18 protein-coding genes are annotated in these 19,330 nt (G+C 69.4%); 6 read left to right on the top strand and 12 right to left on the bottom strand.

Translation table 11 applies throughout. The features are described from left to right. Positions 1–27: 27 nt before the first annotated feature. The 3 genes from CSR00_RS09985 to CSR00_RS31230 form a co-directional block, all read right to left on the bottom strand. Positions 28–864 carry an enoyl-CoA hydratase gene (locus CSR00_RS09985; RefSeq protein ID WP_099022233.1) on the bottom strand — a complete coding sequence of 279 codons (837 nt, stop codon included), beginning with the start codon at positions 862–864 and terminating at the stop codon, positions 28–30. 45 nt (positions 865–909) lie between these two features. Next, positions 910–1,266 (bottom strand): thioredoxin, encoded by a 357-nt coding sequence (gene trxA / locus CSR00_RS09980; protein WP_099022232.1) that lies wholly within the window; start codon positions 1,264–1,266, stop codon positions 910–912. A 71-nt stretch (positions 1,267–1,337) separates the two neighbouring features. Next, positions 1,338–3,392, bottom strand: a complete 2,055-nt coding sequence (locus CSR00_RS31230) for a family 16 glycosylhydrolase (protein ID WP_245905929.1) — start codon at positions 3,390–3,392, stop codon at positions 1,338–1,340. Between the two features lie 636 nt (positions 3,393–4,028). On the opposite strand from CSR00_RS31230, the gene CSR00_RS09970 reads away from it, so the two are divergent. Then, positions 4,029–4,988: a phosphatase PAP2 family protein gene (locus CSR00_RS09970; RefSeq protein ID WP_245905928.1), complete on the top strand. Its 960-nt coding sequence runs from the start codon at positions 4,029–4,031 to the stop codon at positions 4,986–4,988. Positions 4,989–5,090: 102 nt separating this feature from the next. Here CSR00_RS09970 and CSR00_RS09965 read toward each other — a convergent pair whose 3' ends face one another. The 7 genes from CSR00_RS09965 to CSR00_RS09935 form a co-directional block, all read right to left on the bottom strand. Then, entirely contained in the window at positions 5,091–5,468 is a 378-nt protein-coding gene (locus tag CSR00_RS09965) for a metal-sulfur cluster assembly factor (protein ID WP_099022231.1), read from the bottom strand. Continuing rightward, on the bottom strand, positions 5,465–5,932 hold the full coding sequence (sufU, locus tag CSR00_RS09960; protein ID WP_099022230.1) for a Fe-S cluster assembly sulfur transfer protein SufU: 468 nt from the start codon (positions 5,930–5,932) through the stop codon (positions 5,465–5,467). Before sufU ends, CSR00_RS09965 begins: the two co-directional genes overlap by 4 nt. A gap of 1 nt (position 5,933) precedes the next feature. Further along, on the bottom strand, positions 5,934–7,205 hold the full coding sequence (locus CSR00_RS09955; RefSeq protein WP_099022229.1) for a cysteine desulfurase: 1,272 nt from the start codon (positions 7,203–7,205) through the stop codon (positions 5,934–5,936). A gap of 14 nt (positions 7,206–7,219) precedes the next feature. Then, positions 7,220–7,999, bottom strand: coding sequence for a Fe-S cluster assembly ATPase SufC (gene sufC, locus CSR00_RS09950; protein WP_099022228.1), 780 nt, complete (start codon positions 7,997–7,999; stop codon positions 7,220–7,222). Between the two features lies 1 nt (position 8,000). Further along, a complete protein-coding gene (gene sufD / locus CSR00_RS09945) occupies positions 8,001–9,176 on the bottom strand; it encodes a Fe-S cluster assembly protein SufD (RefSeq protein ID WP_099022252.1) in 1,176 nt (391 codons plus the stop codon). A 122-nt stretch (positions 9,177–9,298) separates the two neighbouring features. Continuing rightward, on the bottom strand, positions 9,299–10,750 hold the full coding sequence (sufB, locus tag CSR00_RS09940) for a Fe-S cluster assembly protein SufB (RefSeq protein ID WP_099022227.1): 1,452 nt from the start codon (positions 10,748–10,750) through the stop codon (positions 9,299–9,301). A gap of 91 nt (positions 10,751–10,841) precedes the next feature. Continuing rightward, positions 10,842–11,657: a helix-turn-helix transcriptional regulator gene (locus CSR00_RS09935; protein ID WP_407662415.1), complete on the bottom strand. Its 816-nt coding sequence runs from the start codon at positions 11,655–11,657 to the stop codon at positions 10,842–10,844. Between the two features lie 23 nt (positions 11,658–11,680). Between CSR00_RS09935 and mptB the strand changes: the two genes are divergently transcribed. The 4 genes from mptB to CSR00_RS09915 all read left to right on the top strand — a co-directional run bounded on the left by mptB (position 11,681) and on the right by CSR00_RS09915 (position 16,440). After that, complete coding sequence (mptB, locus tag CSR00_RS09930; protein WP_176561984.1) at positions 11,681–13,468, top strand: polyprenol phosphomannose-dependent alpha 1,6 mannosyltransferase MptB; 1,788 nt, start codon at positions 11,681–11,683, stop codon at positions 13,466–13,468. Positions 13,469–13,513: 45 nt separating this feature from the next. After that, positions 13,514–14,419 (top strand): ABC transporter ATP-binding protein, encoded by a 906-nt coding sequence (locus CSR00_RS09925; protein ID WP_099022251.1) that lies wholly within the window; start codon positions 13,514–13,516, stop codon positions 14,417–14,419. Positions 14,420–14,448: 29 nt separating this feature from the next. Beyond that, positions 14,449–15,234, top strand: a complete 786-nt coding sequence (locus CSR00_RS09920; RefSeq protein ID WP_099022250.1) for an ABC transporter permease — start codon at positions 14,449–14,451, stop codon at positions 15,232–15,234. A gap of 261 nt (positions 15,235–15,495) precedes the next feature. Next, complete coding sequence (locus CSR00_RS09915) at positions 15,496–16,440, top strand: COX15/CtaA family protein (protein ID WP_099022225.1); 945 nt, start codon at positions 15,496–15,498, stop codon at positions 16,438–16,440. Here CSR00_RS09915 and CSR00_RS09910 read toward each other — a convergent pair. Further along, a complete protein-coding gene (locus CSR00_RS09910; RefSeq protein WP_099022224.1) occupies positions 16,390–17,328 on the bottom strand; it encodes an ATP-grasp domain-containing protein in 939 nt (312 codons plus the stop codon). The genes CSR00_RS09915 and CSR00_RS09910 overlap by 51 nt on opposite strands. 32 nt (positions 17,329–17,360) lie before the next feature. On the opposite strand from CSR00_RS09910, the gene CSR00_RS09905 reads away from it, so the two are divergent. Beyond that, complete coding sequence (locus CSR00_RS09905) at positions 17,361–18,347, top strand: quinone oxidoreductase family protein (RefSeq protein WP_099022223.1); 987 nt, start codon at positions 17,361–17,363, stop codon at positions 18,345–18,347. Positions 18,348–18,384: 37 nt separating this feature from the next. Here CSR00_RS09905 and CSR00_RS09900 read toward each other — a convergent pair whose 3' ends face one another. Next, entirely contained in the window at positions 18,385–19,314 is a 930-nt protein-coding gene (locus CSR00_RS09900; protein ID WP_099022222.1) for a heme o synthase, read from the bottom strand. Between the last annotated feature and the right edge of the window lie 16 nt (positions 19,315–19,330).

Genomic DNA, 19,330 nt, shown 5'->3' with positions numbered 1-19,330 from the left:
GTCACACTCCTGCCGATTGCGTCTGCGTTATTTGTCGTCGGTGAAGTCCGGGGGCCGCTGCTCCGCGCGCGCCGCCACCGCTTCTTCGAAGTTCGACGTGAGCAGGCGTACGTAGAGTTGGCCCAGGCCTTCCGCCTGCATGTGCCCCTCAAGGGTAGCGGCGTCCAGTCCAGTCCATAGCGTGCGCTTGGTCAACTCGATACCCGGCCGCGAGAAGCCGGCGATGCGTTCGGCCATCGAATAGCAGGTCTGCAGCAGGTCGGTGTCGGGCACCTGGCGGGAGACCAGCCCGATGCGCTCGGCCTCGTCCGCATCGACGTCCCGGCCGGTCAGCATCATCTCGAACGCCCGCGAAGAGCCGATGGCGCGGGGCAACAGGAAACTAAGCCCGAGTTCGCTGGCGGTCAGCCCGTTGCTGATGCCGGCGGCCCGGAAATAGGCACTCCGGGCGGCCACGCGGATGTCGCAGGCCAGGGCCAGGCACAGTCCCCCGCCGATCGCCGCGCCGTTGACCGCGGCGATCACCGGCTGATGCAGCTTGCGCAGGGCCAGGATGACCTCGTCGAGCACCTGCATCGAGCGCAACCCGAACGTGGGACGGGTCAGCCCGTCGACATGGGGGACGCTGCCCGCCGACTTGTGGTCGGCTCCCGAGGAGAATCCGCGCCCTGCTCCGGTGAGCACCACCGCGCGCACCGAGTTGTCGTGGGTCACCTCGTCGAGCACCCGGCGCAACGGGACCATCACGTCGAACGCCATCGAGTTCATCCGCTCGGGCCGGTTCAGCGTGATCAGGGCGACGTGCGGTCGCGGCCGCTCCACCAGGACGAACTGGGTCTCAGCGTCAGCACTCACGCACAGCACGCTATCGCGCGCCGTGCGTGCGGTGATGCCGGGTTTGTCCCCGGGCTATTCGGCGTTCTGTTCGGCGATCGCTGCCTCGACGTCGAAGTCCTTGACCTGCTGGATGAGGTCCTCGAGCGCGGCCGGCGGAAGGGCACCGGGCTGGTTGAACAGCAGATTGCCCTTCTTGAAGGCCATCAGCGTGGGAATGGAGCGGATCTGGGCGGCCGAGGCCAGTTCCTGCTCGGCCTCGGTGTCCACCTTGGCGAACACCACATCGGGGTGCTTCTCCGAGGACGCCTTGAAGGTGGGTGCGAACGACTTGCACGGCCCGCACCACGACGCCCAGAAATCGACCAGCACGATTTCGTTGCCGTTGATGATGTCGTTGAATTGCTCGGCGGTGATGTCTTGAGTAGCCACGTCTCTCCTAACGTTGGGTCACACCGGCCATGTTCCCAGCTTCACCGCGCGGCCACCAGCGCGCAGAATCGTCACAGCGCATAGGCGCGCACCCAGTCGACTTTCATCTGCGCCGGAAATTCCGATGACACGTCCGGGTCACCAGTCCACGGATTCCCGACAGCCACGTTGAGAATCAGGTAATACGACCAGGCACCGGAAAATGCCGTCCAATCGCCGCCGAGCGCCTCGTATTCATCCTGGTTGATCTCGGCTACCTCGGCACCGTCCACGTGCCAGACAATTCGGTCGGTATGCCAATCGATCCCGTAGTCGTGAAATCCCTCCGAGAGGTCGACGCCCAGATCGGCGTCATTTCCCTGAAGTTTGACGTCGACGGTATTGTCCGATTCGGAAGGTCCGTGGATATTGCCCGTCCACGTCGTACTCGCGTCCTCGCCGCCGAGGCCCGGCAGCTCGACGATGTCGATCTCGCCCTGGCGGGGCCAGTCGAATTCGTGGCCGGGTTCCAGCCCCACCATCCAGAAGGCCGGCAACGTCCCCTGCGTATAGGGCAGCTGCATGCGTGCCACGATCCGCGTACCGACCTCCACGGTCTGCTTGCCGTAGGTGACCACACGCGCCGAGGTGTAGTCGTTCGGTGCCTCCGCCCCGTCCGGCGGCGTCTCGGCCCGGGCCTCGATGACGAGGTTCCCCTCCTCGTCGATGAAGATGTTGTCGCCGTCGGTGTAGTACTGGTTCTCCCCCGCGGACTGACCCCAGCGGCCGCTTTGCAGACCCCAGCGGGTCAGCGTCTCGGCCAGGTCGTCGAAGTTCGTCTCCCACAGCAGTTCGGGGTCGTGGTCCGGCGCCGACGGCGGGTCGGGGTCCACCGGCTCGGTGGGCGTCACCGGATCACCCACCGGCTCGCCGTAGATGCGTTCCCGCACGCCCAGCCACCAGGCCGACATGAAGTCGGGCACCGGGATGGCCAGGAAGTGCGGGCTCAGCTGCAGACGCAGTCCGAGGGAGTACAGGAAGTCGGCGATCATCGAACCGACCGTCACGCGGGTGCCCGGCACCTCTGCGGTGTCCGCCGTGGCCGGTGCAGCGGTGTCCGCCGTGGCTGGTGCAGCGGTAGCCGCCGCGGTCGTCGCAGAAGCGGCATCCGCCGCGGTGGCCGGTGAAGCGGCATCCGCCGCGGTGGCCGGTGAAGCGGCATCCGCCGCGGTGGCCGGTGCCGGCCCCGGCCCGGCGCTTTCGGTGCTGGTTCCGGCCGCGACACCGGCGCCGCGCAGCTCGGACGTCCCGGTATCGGTGGCACCGGCCCCCTGTCCGCCGGCGACGACCATGTCCGCACCCACGTCCCGACCTGGGTCGGCCGCGTCGTCGGCCTCCTGGCCGGTGCCGGACGGCGGCGCAGCGTCCTGGTCCTCGGTGGCATCGGCATCGCCGATGACGGGGCCGTCCTGCGCGCTCTCGGATTCGCCGGGCCCTTCGGTCTCGGGCTCGCCGACCTCGTCGGCGGGCGCTCCGTCGGCATCGGACACCGGGTCGTCGGTGGCACCGGACTCTTCGGTCTCGGACTGGCCACCTCCGGCGACCGTTTCGGACTCACCCCCGGCGACCGTTTCGGACTCGCCACCCCCGGTGAAGGTGTCGGACTCGTCAGCGCGGACGCTGCGGTCGGCCTCGGACTCGCCACCCCCGTTGACAGCCTCGGACTCATCACCTCCGGTGAAGGTGTCGGACTCGTCAGCGCGGACGCTGCGGTCGGCCTCGGCCTCGCTCATGCCGCGTTCCTCGGCGGCCCGTTCGGCACGGCTGCGCCGCAGACCATACGAGGCGCGGTTTCCCGCGGCGGCACCGTCGCGGTCGCGCATGTCCGCCCCGGGCCGGCCGACCTGATACCGCTCTCGTTCGCCCCGCACCCGCGACGTCGATATCGCACCCGAAGTCCCCCGGTCGCCCGCCCGATCGGCGCCGGACCCCGCGGCACCCGGGGATCCCGATTCGCCGGGACTGGCGGCCGCGGTACCGGTTCCGGCAAGCATCGCGACCCCCAGGCCGGCGGCGAGCACCCCGGCCGCGAGCCAGTGGCGGACCGGGGCCGGTGCGTGCGGTCGGCGCCGCCGAAATGCGACCATGTCAGCGCTCAATTGCGATCGCGTATTTCTCACCGCACATTTCTCACTGCCCACTTCTCACCGCCATTTCGGATGCAGACAATCCGAATTGACGGCGGCGACGGCGCCCGCGACGCCGCTCACCCATCCCGGGACAGAAGACAATTCGGACCATGACAGGACCACTCCCGCGCGTCGAATGACACTATTTGCGGCCTCCCATCACGACCGATGGGATGGGTACACAGCAAACCGTAACCAAATCGGCGTGACCGTGCCGTGCAATTACCGAATTTCCCTTCCGGGAGCCCGACCAGGCAAATAGCGACGGCCTGTGCCAACACCGGAACCGGGGATTATCCGCAATTCCAGCGCAGTGGACGAGATTTGCGGATCGGGTCCGGGGCGGAGCCGTTGGCCCGCCTCGAAGATCCTCGTCCGGGCCTTGGCATTCCCCGGATTGCCCACCGGCTCCGGGCACGCCGGGTGTTTCGCCTTCCGCGCACCGGCAACGACGCGCGGCCACATCCGTGAGGGCACCCCGCCCCGGCCCTGCACTCCGGCCTGTGCCCAACCCGCACGCGAACGGCGGCGGCACGTCACAATCGGAAGGGACCCGGTCACCACGGCCGAGCCAGGGGGAAGGAGCCGTCGCACGTGCTACCCGATCAAGCCCCGTCGCGGGCGGCCGCCGGGCCGCACCCCGATGTCGGCCCGTACCTCGCGGAACGCCTGGTGCGCCGCGCCGGCCGGCGTTGGATGCTGGTGCTGGTCCTCGCGCTGATCTTCGGGGGCGCGGTGTACTGGCTGTCCTCGCAGACCGTGACCGGGCAGACCCTGGAGAACGCCGCGCTGCGCGGCAACAGCCAGGCCAACCCCGAGCAGCGCGAGCGGGGCCACGACGCCATGGGTCTCGTCACGATGTCGTCGGTGGCCCTGGCGACGTTGGTGGTGGCCGCGATCGGGCTGCTGCGCCGCCAGCGGGTGCTCGCGATCGCCGGCGTGGCGATCATCCTGGTCGGCCAGGCGATCACCCAGATCCTCAAGCACTTCGTCCTCCCACGCCCGGACCTCGCGCTCGTGCCGACCAAGCACATGGAGAACACCCTGCCCAGCGGGCACACCACCGTGGCGATGACGCTGCTGTTCGCCCTGCTGGTGGTGGTGCCCTACCGCTACCGCGGCGTCGCGATGTTCTTCGCGCTCACCGCGACGGTGGGCATGGGTGCCTTCACCATCGCCGCGCACGCACACCGACTCTCCGACACCCTGGCCGCCGATGCGGTGGCGCTCGTGGTGGGCTGCGGCGCGTCCTACCTGCTCGCCCGCACCGGACGGTTGCGGGCCGTGGTGTCTCCGGGGGCCGCCCGCTACACGCTGCGCACGATATTCGTAGTCATCGTCGCGACCTTCGGAATCGCGACGCTGGTGGCCGGGACGCTACTGACGATGACGGGGTGGCGCGAAGGCCCGCTGAACCAGGCCGGCCAGTTCAACCTCTACCTCGGGGCGCACGCGTTGGCGTTCGCGGGATCGGTGGCGGCCGCGCTGGTGTTCTGGTGGACGTGGTACCGGCTGGAGGCCAAACGCAGCGTCGATCCGCAGGCCATCGTCTGACGGCCATCGTCTGACGGCCATCCTCTGACGGCCAGTGTCTGGAAAGCCATCGCCTGAGCCGGTCCCCGGCCGGATGAGCCGGGACGCGCGCCCGTCACCCGCTCAGACGGTGAACCCCAGCGCCCGCAGCTGCTCGCGGCCGTCCTCGGTGATCTTGTCCGGGCCCCACGGCGGATTCCACACCCAGTTGATCTTCAACTCGCTGACCAGCCCGGCGCCCACCAGGGCGGTACGCGACTGATCCTCGATCACGTCGGTCAGGGGGCAGGCCGCCGAGGTGAGGGTCATGTCGAGCAGGGCAACGGTCCCGGCGTCGCTCTCCTCCAGGTTGAGGCCGTAGACCAAACCGAGGTCCACGACGTTGATCCCGAGCTCGGGATCCACGACGTCGCGCATCGCCTCTTCGAGGTCGGCGAGCAGTTCCGGATCCGGCGCCTCGGTGCCCGCCTCGTCGGCGCTCTGAGGTGCGGTGTCACTCATGACGACTTCTCCTCACTGGGTGTCTCCTCACTGGCTTGCGCCACGGCGTCCTTGAAGGCCATCCAACCCAACAGCGCGCATTTGACCCGGGCCGGGTACTTGGCCACTCCGGCGAAGGCGATGCCGTCGCCGATCAACTCCTCGTCACCGTCGACGGTGCCGCGCGACGAGACCATCTCGGTGAAGGCCGCGACCATCTTCAGTGCGTCGCCGACGGTGGCGCCGATGACCTGGTCGGCCAGCACCGAGGTGGCCGCCTGGCTGATCGAGCAGCCCTGCCCGTCGTAGGACACGTCGTCGACCGTCTCGCCGTCCTGCGACAGCGCCACCCGCAGCGTGATCTCGTCCCCACAGGTGGGGTTGACGTGGTGCACCTCGGCGCCGAAGGGCTCGCGCAGTCCGCGATGGTGCGGATGCTTGTAGTGGTCCAGGATCACTTCCTGGTACATCTGTTCCAGTCGCATGTCAGTCCCCGCCGAAGAACTCCACGGCGCGCCGCACACCGGCGACCAGACGGTCGACCTCGTCGAGGGTGTTGTAGACGGCGAAGGACGCCCGAGCCGTGGCGGCGATACCGAAGCGGCGATGCAGCGGCCAGGCGCAGTGGTGCCCCACCCGCACCGCGACCCCGTCGTCGTCGAGCACCTGCCCGACGTCGTGGGCATGCACGCCCTCGACCACGAAACTGACCGGGGACCCCCGGTCAACCATGGTCTCGGGACCGATCACGCGCACCCCGGGCACCGTCGCCAACCCGGCCAACGCGGCGGCCACCAGCTGCGATTCGTGGGCCTCCACCGCCGACATCCCGATCGCGTCGAGATACCGCGTCGCCGCGGCCAGCCCGACCACCTGCGAGGTCATCGGCGTGCCCGCCTCGAACCGCTGCGGGGCCGGGGCATAGGTGGCGCCCTCCATGGTGACGGTCTCGATCATCGACCCGCCGGTGAGGAACGGGGGCATCGACTCCAGCAGCCCGCGCCGCCCGTAGAGCACCCCGATCCCGGTCGGCCCCAGCATCTTGTGCCCCGAGAACGCCGCGAAGTCGACGTCGAGTCCGTGGAAGTCGACCGGCTGGTGCGGCACCGACTGGCAGGCGTCCAACACGGTCAGCGCGCCGACCTGGTTGGCGCGCCGGACGAACTCGGCCACCGGCGCGACGGCACCGGTGACGTTCGAGTGATGGGTGAAGGCAACCACCTTCACCCGCTCGTCGAGCTGCAACGAGTCCAGATCGATGCGTCCGGCCTGCGGGCCCGAGTCGGCGACCCCGTACCAGCGCAGCTCGGCGCCGGTGCGCCGGGCCAGTTCCTGCCACGGGATCAGGTTGGCATGGTGTTCGGCCTCGGTGGTGACGATGACGTCGCCGGGGCCCAGCGCACGTTCGAAGCGGCTGTCACCGAGAACGTAGGAGACCAGGTTGATCGCCTCGGTGGCGTTCTTGGTGAACACCAGCTCGTCGGCATCGGCTCCGACGAACGCCGCAATGTCCTCGCGGCCCTGTTCGTAGGCGTCGGTGGCCTCCTCCATCAACTGGTGGGCGCCGCGGTGGACGGCACCGTAGGAGGTGGTGAGGAACTCCCGTTCGGCGTCGAGCACCTGAAGCGGCTTCTGCGAGGTGGCACCCGAGTCGAGGTACGCCAGCTGGTTTCCGCCCCGCATGACCCGATGCAGAATCGGGAAATCGGCGCGGATCGCCGTGAGGTCGAGGTTGACCGAGTTGACCGAGGCTGTCATGACCGCGGTGCCCCCTAGGACGCCGTCCCGGCGGCCGCCTGAGTGAACCGCACGTAGCCGTTTTCTTCGAGCTCGTCGGCCAGTTCGGGCCCACCGGAGGCCACGATGCGCCCGTCGACGAACACGTGCACGAACTGCGGCCGGATGTAGCGCAGGATCCGGGTGTAGTGGGTGATCAGCAGGATGCCGCCGTGCTCGGCCTCCGCGTAGCGGTTGACGCCCTCACTCACCACGCGCAGCGCGTCGACGTCGAGGCCGGAGTCGGTTTCGTCGAGGATCGCGATCTTCGGCTTGAGCAGGCCCAGCTGCAGGATCTCGTGACGCTTCTTCTCGCCGCCGGAGAAGCCCTCGTTGACGCTGCGCTCACCGAACGAGGGGTCGATGTCGAGGTCGGACATCGCCGACTTCACTTCCTTGACCCAGTGGCGAAGCTTCGGCGCCTCGCCACGCACCGCGGTGGCCGCGGTGCGCAGAAAGTTCGACATCGACACCCCGGGCACCTCCACCGGGTACTGCATGGCCAGGAACAGACCCGCGCGGGCGCGCTCGTCGATGCTCATCGCCAGGACGTCCTCACCGTCGAGGGTGATCGAGCCGGAGCTGACGGTGTACTTCGGATGCCCCGCGATGGCGTAGGACAGCGTCGACTTGCCGGATCCGTTGGGGCCCATGACAGCATGGGTCTCCCCCGACCTGACGGTGAGGTTGACTCCCTTGAGGATCGGGATCTCCTCGCCGACGGCATCCGGGTTGGCGACCGAGACGTGCAGGTCTTTGATTTCCAGAGTGGTCATGTCAGTTGCTTCTCGATTCGGTGATCGCTAGTTCACGTTCAATGGCTTCGGTTAGGCGTTCGCGCACCGCGGGGACGGCGATCTTGGCGATGATCTCGCCGAAGAAGCCGCGCACCACGAGCCGACGGGCCTGCTCCTCCGGGATTCCGCGGGCGCGCAGGTAGAACAGCTGCTCGTCGTCGAAACGTCCGGTCGCGCTTGCGTGGCCGGCCCCGATGATCTCGCCCGTCTCGATCTCCAGGTTGGGTACGGAGTCGGCGCGCGCACCGTCGGTGAGCACCAGGTTGCGGTTGACCTCGAAGGTGTCGGTGCCGGTGGCCTCCGCGCGGATGAGCACATCACCCACCCAGACCGTGTGGGCGTCGGGCCTGGCCGAATCCGGATCCCCTTGCAGCGCGCCCTTATACAGCACGTCGGACTTGCAGTTCGGTTGGGAGTGATCGACGAGCAACCGGGACTCGAAGTGCTGGCCGTCGTCGGCGAAGTAGGTGCCCAGCATCTGGGCGTCGCCGCCGGGTCCGGCGAAGCGCACCGTCGCGGTGGTCCGCACGACGTCGCCACCGAGGGTCACGTTGACGTGGCCCAGCACCGCGTCCTTGCCCAACCGGGCATGGTGGGCGCTCACGTGGACCATGTCGTCGGCCCAGTCGGCGATCCAGATCACCCCGAGCCCGGCCGAATCGCCGACGAGGATCTCGACGTTATCGGCGTAGGTGCCGCTGCCGCGCAGGTCGACGACGACGATGGCCCGCGACAGCTCCTCGACGCGGATCTGCAGATGTCCGTACGCCGTCGCGCCCTCACCGGGGCCGTCGACGGTGATCTCGATCGGTTCGGCGACCTCGGTGTCACGGGCGACGGTGACCACCGTCGCCGAGTTGAACGACGAATAGGCCTGGGCGGCGACCCGGTCGGTGGGCGCACCGGCCTCGCCGAGCCGCGGGTCGCCCCGGCGGACGGTCTCCACCGTCACTCCCGGGCGCTCGGAGACGGTGATCCCCGCGGTCCCGGTGGCGAGCGCCGAGCCGTCGTGCAGCCCGCGCAACCGCCTCAGCGGGGTGAACCGCCAGATCTCGTCGCGGCCGCCGGGCACCTCGAAGGCGTCGACGTCGAACGAGGAGAACAGTTCGCCCTTATTGGCGGTAGCCAATGTCGAGCCGTCGTTGGCGGTAGCCAATGTCGAGCCGTCGTTGGCGGTAGCCAATGTCGAGCCGTCGTTGGCGGTAGCCAATGTCGAGCCGTCGTTGACCGCGGAGAGTGCCGAACCTTCTACGGCCTCAGTGAAATTCGATGCCACTGTTATCCGACCGCGCCTTCCATCTGCAGCTCGATGAGCCGGTTGAGTTCCAGCGCATACTCCATGGGCAGTTCCTTGGCGATGGGCTCGACGAAGCCGCGCACCACCATCGCCATCGCCTCGTCCTCGGTCATCCCGCGGCTCATCAGGTAGAACAGCTGGTCCTCGCTGACCTTCGACACCGTGGCCTCATGGCCCATCGTGACGTCGTCCTCGCGGATGTCGACGTAGGGGTAGGTGTCGCTGCGGCTGACCGTGTCGACCAGCAGCGCATCGCATTTCACACTGGAACGCGAGCCGTGCGCGCCCTTGTTGACCTGGACCAGGCCGCGGTAGGAGGCGCGGCCACCGCCGCGGGCCACCGACTTGGAGACGATGTTGCTCGACGTGTTCGGGGCCAGGTGCAGCATCTTGGCGCCGGTGTCCTGGTGCTGCCCCTCCCCGGCGAAGGCCACCGAGAGCACCTCGCCCTTGGCGTGCTCCCCGGTCATCCACACCGCCGGGTACTTCATCGTCACCTTCGACCCGATGTTGCCGTCGATCCACTCCATGGTGGCGCCGGCCTCGGCGCGGGCACGCTTGGTGACGAGGTTGTAGACGTTGTTCGACCAGTTCTGGATCGTGGTGTACCGGCAGCGGCCGCCCTGCTTGACGATGATCTCCACGACCGCCGAGTGCAGCGAGTCGCTCTTGTAGATCGGTGCGGTGCAGCCCTCGACGTAGTGCACGTAGGCGCCCTCGTCGACGATGATCAGTGTCCGCTCGAACTGGCCCATGTTCTCGGTGTTGATCCGGAAGTAGGCCTGCAGCGGAATGTCGACGTGCACGCCCGGCGGCACGTAGATGAAGGACCCGCCACTCCACACCGCGGTGTTGAGGGCGGAGAACTTGTTGTCGCCGGCCGGGATCACGGTGCCGAAGTACTGCTTGAAGATCTCCGGGTGCTCCTTCAACGCGGTGTCCGTGTCCAGGAACAGCACACCCTGGGCTTCCAGGTCCTCGCGGATCTGGTGGTAGACCACCTCCGACTCGTACTGCGCGGCCACACCCGAGACCAGGCGCTGCTTCTCCGCCTCCGGGATACCCAGCTTGTCGTAGGTGTTGCGAATGTCCTCGGGCAGGTCGTCCCAGGTGGCCGCCTGCTTCTCGGTGGAGCGCACGAAGTACTTGATGTTGTCGAAGTCGATGCCGTCCAGGTTGGACCCCCACCTCGGCATCGGCTTCTTGCCGAACGTGCGCAGCGCGCGCAGCCGGATGTCGAGCATCCACTCGGGTTCGTTCTTCTTCGCCGAGATGTCGCGCACCACCGCCTCGGACAGCCCGCGCTGGGCGCTGGCGCCGGCGACGTCGGAGTCCGCCCAGCCGTAGCCGTACCGGCCCAGCGAGGCGATGGCCTCTTCCTGGGTCAGCGGTTCGGCGGGCTTCGAAACGGAAGCCTCCGGGGTGAGAGTCATTGCGACGCTCCTTCGATCGCTCGTGGTGGCTTCGGCGCGGGCTGTGCGCCGAAGGTCATGCTCGGGTCGGTTGGCCTGCTGGCCCGGTCGGCTAGGTCTGCACCGGGCTCAGCGGGACGTGGGTGGTACATGCGAAGTCTCCGTTGACGATCGTCGCCAGCCGTTGGACGTGGGTACCCAGCAGCTCGGCCATGGCCGCCTGCTCGGCTTCGCACAGTTCGGGAAACTCCTCGGCGACGTGCGACACCGGACAGTGGTGCTGACAGATCTGGACACCCTGCACGCGGCTGCCGCCGCTGCCGGCGGTCACCCGGGATGTGGTGGTGGCGTAGCCCGCCTTGCTCAACGCCTCGGCAACCCGGTCGGCGGTGGCCTCGACGTCGGCGTCGCGCTCACTGGAGACCGCCTCGACCTCGCCGAGGATGCTGTCGATGCGGCGCCGGGCGAAGGTCCGCACCGCCTCCTCGCCTCCGACCTCCCGCAATGCGCGCATGGCCGCCGAGGCCAGATCGTCGTAGGTGTGCTCGAGTTTGGCCCGGCCCGCCGCGGTGAGCCGGTAGCGCTTGGCCGGACGGCCGCGCCCTTCCTGCTGCCATGCCGCGGCGGTCTTGGCCTCCGCGTCCCCGGCCTCGATCAGCGCGTCGAGGTGTCGGCGCACGCCCGCCGCGGAGATCCCCAGCCGGTCACCGACGCTGCCCGCGGTGATCGGCCCGGACTCCAACAGCAGCCGGATGATGGCGCTTCGGGTGTGACCGTCCTGGTGCGACTGCACTTCCGGCGAGGGCGCAGCGACGCCCGTGGCCTCTGGACGGATTTTCACAACACCAGTGTGACGCAATTCCGGATGCGGGTCTAGGAAGGGGACCCTTAGCTCGGCGTTGGGTTGCTCACATGCCCGGCCGGGAATATCGGGGCCGCTACGCTGCTCACGTGGCCGCCCGCCAACGCTCGTGGAGCTCGTCGATCGCCCGCTGGCACGGCGACGAGCGCACCGTGGGCTCGCCGCTCAACGGTGCCGAGCTCGTCGCGCTGCGCCGGACGCGGCGTTTCGGCGCCACCGGCACCGTCCTGATGGCCATCGGCGCCCTGGGCGCCGGGGCCCGGCCCGTCGTCCAGGATCCCACCTTCGGGGTGCGGCTGCTCAACCTGCCGTCGCGAATCCAGACGGTCTCGCTGACGATGACCACCACGGGCGCGGTGATGATGGCCCTGGCCTGGCTCATGCTGGGCAGGTTCGCGCTGGGCAAGCGCCGCATGACACGCGGGCAGCTCGATCACACCCTGCTGCTGTGGATGCTGCCCCTGCTCGTCGCGCCCCCGATGTACAGCAAGGACGTCTACTCCTACCTGGCACAGAGCCAGATCGCCCGCCTGGGCCTGGACCCCTACCGGGTCGGTCCGGCGCCCGGCCTGGGCCTCGACCATGTGTTCACCCTCTCAGTGCCCAGTCTCTGGCGGGAGACCCCGGCTCCCTACGGTCCGCTGTTCCTCTGGATCGGGCGGGGCATCTCGGCGATCACCGGCGAGAACATCGTGGCGGCGGTGCTGTGCCACCGCGTCGTGGTCCTGGTCGGCGTGGGCCTGATCGTGTGGGCGACACCGCGACTGGCCCGGCGCTGCGGCGTGGCCGAGGTCAGCGCGATGTGGCTGGGCGCGACCAACCCGCTGCTGTTCATGCATCTGGTCGCCGGGATCCACAACGAGGCACTGATGCTGGGCCTGATGCTGGCCGGCACGGAGTTCGCGCTGCGCGGTATCGACGCCACCGAACGTCTGCTGCCGCGACCACTGAGCTGGCCTGCGACCCGCGATCAGTGGCGGGCCTGGGCTCCGCTGGGCCAACTCGTCCTCGGCGCCGTCCTGATCACGTTGTCCTCGCAGGTCAAACTGCCGTCACTGTTGGCGCTCGGATTCGTCGCGATGGCATTGGCCTGCCGCTGGGGCGGAACCCTGAAGGCGTTCCTGGTCGCCGGCGGCGGGTTGGGCGTGATCTCGCTGGCGACGATGGCGCTGGTCGGCTGGGCCAGCGGGCTCGGTTTCGGGTGGTTGTTCACCCTGGGCACCGCCAACGTCGTGCGCAGCTGGATGTCACCCCCGACCCTGCTGGCGCTGGCCACCGGGCAGGTCGGGATCCTGCTCGGGTTGGGCGACCACACCACCGCGATCCTGTCGCTGACCCGCGCCATCGGCGTGCTGGTGATCGCCGTGGTGGTCAGCTGGCTGCTGCTGGCCGTGCTGCGCGGCCGCCTACACCCCGTCGGCGGACTCGGGGTGGCGCTCGGCGCCACCGTGCTGCTGTTCCCGGTGGTCCAGCCCTGGTATCTGCTCTGGGCGATCATCCCGCTGGCCGCCTGGGCCACCCGGCCCGGATTCCGGATCGCGGCGATCGCGGTGTCGCTGATCGTCGGCATCTTCGGCCCGACCGCCAACGGCGACCGGTTCGCGCTCTTTCAGATCGTGGACGCGACGGTGGCCAGCACCGTCATCGTGGTCGCACTGATGGCGCTGACCTATCGTCGGCTGCCGTGGCGGGGCCTGCCCACCGGTACCGACGTGCAGACGACTCACGGGACCGGGCACGGGTCCGGGCATGAAACACGCCCGGATACCGGGCCCGGGACCGACGGCGAGCCGGACGGGAAGCGGGCCGACGACCATCGGCGGGCGGGCGAAACCGAGACCGCGCCCGCCCCGGTCGACGCCCGGCGCCTACGCTGACTCTCCGTGAGTTCGAGCTCGACCGTGCCCGCCGGGCCCGCCCCGTTGCGGCTGCGCGGCGTCAGCAAACACTACGGGGCGACGACGGCGGTGTCGGACCTGGATCTGGACGTCCGGACCGCCGAGGTACTGGCGCTGCTCGGGCCCAACGGCGCGGGCAAGACCACCACCGTGGAGATGTGTGAGGGCTTCCTGCGTCCCGACGCGGGATCCATCGAGGTGCTGGGCCTGGATCCGGTCGCCGACAATGCACGCCTGCGCCCCAGGATCGGCGTCATGCTGCAGGGTGGGGGTGCCTACCCGGCCGCCCGTGCCGGCGAAATGCTCGACCTGGTCGCCGCCTACTCCGCCCGCCCCCTGGACCCGCGCTGGCTGCTGGACACCCTGGGACTCAGCGAGGTCGCCCGCACCACCTACCGGCGGCTCTCCGGCGGCCAGCAGCAGCGGCTGGCATTGGCGTGCGCCCTGGTCGGACGCCCGGAACTGGTGTTCCTCGACGAACCCACCGCGGGCATGGACGCCCACGCCCGGCTGGTGGTGTGGGAGCTCATCGACGGCCTGCGCCGCGACGGCGTGACGGTGGTCCTGACCACCCACCAGCTGCAGGAGGCCGAGGAACTGGCCGACCGGATCGTCATCATCGATCACGGTTCGGCGGTGGCCACCGGCACTCCGGCCGAGTTGATGAGCAGCGGCGCCGAGGGCCAGCTGAGGTTCAGCGCGCCGCGCCGACTGGACCTGTCGCTGCTGGCGGCGGCACTGCCCGAGAACTATCGCGCCGCCGAGGTCAATCCGGGCGACTACCTCGTCGAGGGCCAGATCGATCCGCAGGTACTCGCGACCGTCACCGCCTGGTGCGCCCGGCTCAACGTGCTGGCCACCGACATGCGCGTCGAGCAACGCAGCCTCGAGGATGTCTTCCTGGACCTGACGGGCAGGAAGCTGCGATGAGTGTCGGCGGCCAGAACCCGGAGGTCTCCATGAGCGAACCCCTGTTCCCCCCGGGGACCTTCAGCCCCGACCCGCGGCCCAGCCCGGTGCCCAGGATGCTGGCCGCCCAGTTCGGCCTGGAGCTCAAGCTGCTGCTGCGCAACGGTGAGCAGCTGCTGCTGACCATGTTCATCCCGATCACCCTGCTGGTCGGCCTGACTCTGCTGCCGCTGGGCTCCTTCGGCACGAACCGCGCCGCCACCTTCGTACCGGCCATCATGGCGCTGGCGGTGATCTCCACCGCGTTCACCGGACAGGCCATTGCGGTGGCCTTCGACCGCCGCTACGGAGCCCTCAAACGCCTCGGCGCCACCGCCCTGCCGGTGTGGGGCATCATCGCCGGCAAATCGCTGGCCGTCGTCGCCGTGGTGTTCCTGCAGTCGCTGCTGATCGGCGCGATCGGCCTCGGGCTGGGGTGGCGGCCCCCTCTGCTGGGCCTGCTGCTCGGTGCGGTGATCATCGCCCTGGGAACCGCGGGCTTCGCCGCGCTGGGACTGCTTCTGGGTGGAACGCTGCGCGCCGAGATCGTGCTCGCCGTCGCCAACCTGTTGTGGTTCGTCTTCGCCGGGCTGGGTGCCCTGACGCTGGAGACCCAGGAAAGCAGCGTGGTGCCCGCCGCGGTCAGCTGGGTGGCGCGCCTGACGCCCTCGGGCGCGCTGACCGAGGCGCTCTCACAGGCGATGACGCTGTCGGTGGACTGGTTCGGTCTGGCCGTGCTGGCGGTGTGGGGCGGGATCGCGGCCCTGTGCGCGCTGAAGTGGTTCCGGTTCAGCTGAGCGTCGGTGTCGCCCACCGGAGGTGGGCATCGATGCCGGCCACCGGAGGTGGGCATCGGTGCCGGCCACCGGAGGTGGGCATCGGTGCCGGCCACCGGAGGTGGGCATCGGTGCCGGCCACCGGAGGTGGGCATCGGTGCCGGCCACCGGAGGTGGGCATCGGTGTCAGCCACCGGAGGTGGGCATCGGTGTCAGCCACCGGAGGTGGGCTTACACCGGGCTTACTACAGGCTGTAGTTTGCGTTCGCATACGCTTGGGCCGTGATCTTTCGACGGCTGGTAGACCTGCTGCCCGACCCCAGCCTGCGGGCGCAACGGGTCATCGCCGCGCTGGTGGTGCTGACCCAGGGCGGCATCGCCGTCACCGGCGCCGTCGTCCGGGTCACCGCATCCGGGCTGGGTTGTCCCACCTGGCCGCAGTGCTTCCCCGGCAGCTTCACCCCGATCGCACACGCCGAGGTGCCGCGCATCCATCAGGCCGTCGAGTTCGGCAACCGGTTGATCACCTTCGCCGTGGTGCTCACCGCGATCGCCGCGGTGCTGGCGGTCACCCGGGCCCGCCGCCGCCGCGAGGTCCTCGTCTACGCATGGCTGATGCCCGCCTCGACGGTGGTGCAGGCCGTCATCGGTGGGATCACCGTGCTGACCGGGCTGCTGTGGTGGACCGTCGCCGTGCACCTGCTGGCCTCGATGACCATGGTGTGGCTGGCGACCCTGCTCTACGTCAAGGTCGGCGAACCCGATGACGGCGTACCCCGGCTGCTGGTGCCGCCGGCGTTGCGCGGCCTGACCGCGCTCAGCGCACTGACGCTGGCCGCCGTGCTGGTGACGGGCACCCTGGTGACCGCCGCGGGTCCGCACGCCGGCGACAAGAGCCTCGAGCGCCCGGTGGCGCGCCTGCAGATCGAGATCACCACGCTGGTGCACACCCACTCGTCGCTGCTGGTGGCCTACCTGGCATTGCTGGTCGGACTCGGGTTCGCGCTGGTGGCCGCCCATGCCTCCAGGGCCGTCCTGACCCGGCTGGTGGTGCTGGTGGTGCTGGTGTGCGCCCAGGCCGGTGTCGGTGCGGTCCAGTTCTTCACCGGGGTTCCCGCCGCGCTCGTGGCCGTGCACGTGGCCGGCGCGGCGGCATGTACGGCGGCCACCGCGGCGCTATGGGCGTCGATGCGACAACGGGCCCAGGCCGAGGCGCTGCAGCGCTGACTCGACGCCCAACGCGAACCGACGTTCGGCGTCGGCGCGGGCCGACTCGCCGAGCTGTCGCCAGCCCAGTGACGGTTCCACCAGCTCCAGCTCCAGCAGCAGCGGGTCGTGGCGATCGCCGAGCACGTCCACCCGCGCATACAGGAAATCGGTCACCGGGACGCCGAGTCGGGCCGCCGCGGCCCCCAGGGCGGCGTGGCCGAGGTCCCACAGTTCGAAATCCGGATCGGCCGGCGCCAGCGACTCCCGGGCGTAGGTGCCCGACTCGTCGAAGGCCGGCCGCTCGCCGGGCGCGAGCAGGATCGGCCCCTTGGTGAAGGCGTGCGACTGCCGCCCGCCCAGGAACACCAGGGCCGTCTCCCCCTGGCCCACCCGCGGGTCGTAGGGCTGCACCAGCACCGTCGACCCCGCCTCCTGCAGGGTCGCGGCGTGGTCGCGTGCGGCGCAGTGATCGGCGAAGCGCTGCGCCCCGACCGATCCCGCACCGACGGCCGGCTTGACCACCACCTCGCCGGCCGGCAGGTGCACCGGCTGCCCCGGCGCGAAGAACTCGCTCTCGATGACCGGCACCCCGGCGGCGGCCAGGTCCAGCAGATACGCCTTGTCGGTGTTCCAGGCCACCACCTCGGGACCGTTGAGCAGATGCGGCACCCGCCTGGTCCACGCCAGGAACTCCTCGAGCCGCTCGATGTAGTCCCAGGTGGCACGGAGGATGACCAGATCGCTGCGCAGGGTCTGGGGATCATCCCAGGACAGCCACCGCGCATGCAGACCGCGGTGGCGCAACGCGGCGACCAAGCCGTCGTCGTCGCCGTCACCGGTGACCAGTCGCGGGCAGCCCGCCAGAACGATCCGGGGGTGGAACACGTCGGGGCGTGCCAGCTTCACGGGCGGCTTCACGCTGAAGGATGATAGTCACCATGCACGCAGTCGAAGTCACCGAAACCGGTGGTCCCGAGGTCCTGACGTACGTCGAGAAGCCCCAGCCCACCCCGGGCCGGGGTGAAGTCCTGATCAAGGCGGAGGCGATCGGCGTCAACTTCATCGACACCTATTTCCGCTCCGGGCTCTACCCGCGACCGGTGCCCTTCGTCGTCGGCACCGAGGTGTGCGGGACCGTCGCCGCCGTCGGCGAGGACGTGGCGGCGCTGACCGTCGGCGACCGGGTGGTCACCGCCAACGCCGACGCCGCCTACGCCGAGTACTGCGTGGCCCCGGCCGACTACGTCGCCTACGTGCCCGACGGGGTGGCCTCCGATGCCATCGCCTCGGCCCTGTTGAAGGGGATGACGGCCCACTACCTGATCAAGTCGGTGTATGAGATCCAGTCCTCGGACACCATCCTGGTGCACGCCGGCGCCGGCGGGGTCGGACTGGTGTTGACCCAGTGGGCCACCAGTATCGGCACCAAGGTGATCACCACCGCCTCCACCCGGGAGAAGGCCGAGCTCTCCCGCGAGGCCGGCGCCGTCGAGGTGCTCGGCTACCCCGAACAGACCCCGGAGGGCGCGGAGAACTTCGCCGCCAAGATCCGGGTGCTCACCGAGGAGCGCGGTGTCGCCGCCGTCTACGACGGCGTCGGCAAGACCACGTTCGACGCCAGCCTGGCCAGCCTGGCCGTGCGCGGCACGCTGGCGCTGTTCGGTGCCGCCAGCGGTCCGGTCCCGCCGGTGGACCCGCAACGGCTCAACACCGCCGGCTCCGTGTTTCTGACCCGGCCCAAGCTGGGCGACTTCACCCGCTCCCCCGACGAGTTCGCCTGGCGGGCCGGCGAGCTGATGGATGCGATCGCCTCGGGTGCGCTGACCATCACCGTCAGCGAGCGCTACCCGCTGCGCGACGCCGAGCGCGCCCACCGCGACCTGCAGGGCCGCAAGACGGTGGGCTCGATCGTGCTGGTGCCCTAGACCGGCGCGGCGGCGGCGCCGGTGTGCGCCGGTGTGATCAGGCGAAGATGGTCGGCAGCGCCAGCGCGGAGTCGACGGCCAGCGCACAGAACACCACGGCCAGGTAGTTGTTCGACTGCAGGAACAGCCGCAGCGGTTTGACCGATTCGCCGCGGCGCACCCCGGCGTAGAGCTGATGGGCCATCGCGAGGAACCACACCCCCGCCAGCAGCGCCACCGACGCGTAGAGCCACCCCGCGGCCGGGGCCAGCGCCAGCGTGGCCAGCACCGTCAGCCAGGTGTAGATCACGATCTGGCGGGTGACCTGCTTCTCGGTGGCCACCACCGGCAGCATCGGCACCCCCGCCGCCTTGTAGTCCTCCTTGTAGCGCATGGCCAGGGCCCAGGTGTGCGGCGGCGTCCAGAAGAAGATGATCCCGAACATCACCAGGGCGGGCCAGGCGATGGTGCCGGTGACCGCCGACCAGCCGATCATCACCGGCATGCAGCCGGCGGCCCCGCCCCACACCACGTTCTGCGACGTCCTGCGTTTGAGCAGCAGGGTGTAGACGAACACGTAGAACGCAATGGTCGCGCCGGCGAGATGCGCCGACAGTAGGTTGGTGGTCCACCACAGCCAGAAGAAGGCACCGACCGACAGCGCCAGGCCGAACACCAGCGCATGGCTGCGCGGAACGCTGGCCCGGGCCAGCGGCCGGCGCGCCGTGCGCTTCATGACCTTGTCGATGTCGGCGTCGGCCACGCAGTTGAGCGTGTTGGCGCCGGCGGCGGCGAGCATTCCACCGAACAGGGTGTTGACGATCAGCAGCGGGTCGACCATTCCGCGGTGCGCCAGCAGCATGGCCGGAATCGTGGTGACGAGCAGCAGCTCGATGACCCGCGGTTTGGTCAGCCCCAGATACGCCAGGAAGGTGGCACGTATTCGATTGGGCGTCCCCTCGTGCAGCTGGCCCTCGCGAATACTCAACGCAGTTGACTCCTAG

The sequence above is a fragment of the Mycolicibacterium palauense genome (assembly GCF_002592005.1).
GTDB lineage: Bacteria > Actinomycetota > Actinomycetes > Mycobacteriales > Mycobacteriaceae > Mycobacterium > Mycobacterium palauense.
The sequence above is the reverse complement of the archived record's forward strand: the minus strand, read 5'-3'. Positions and strand labels throughout refer to the sequence as shown.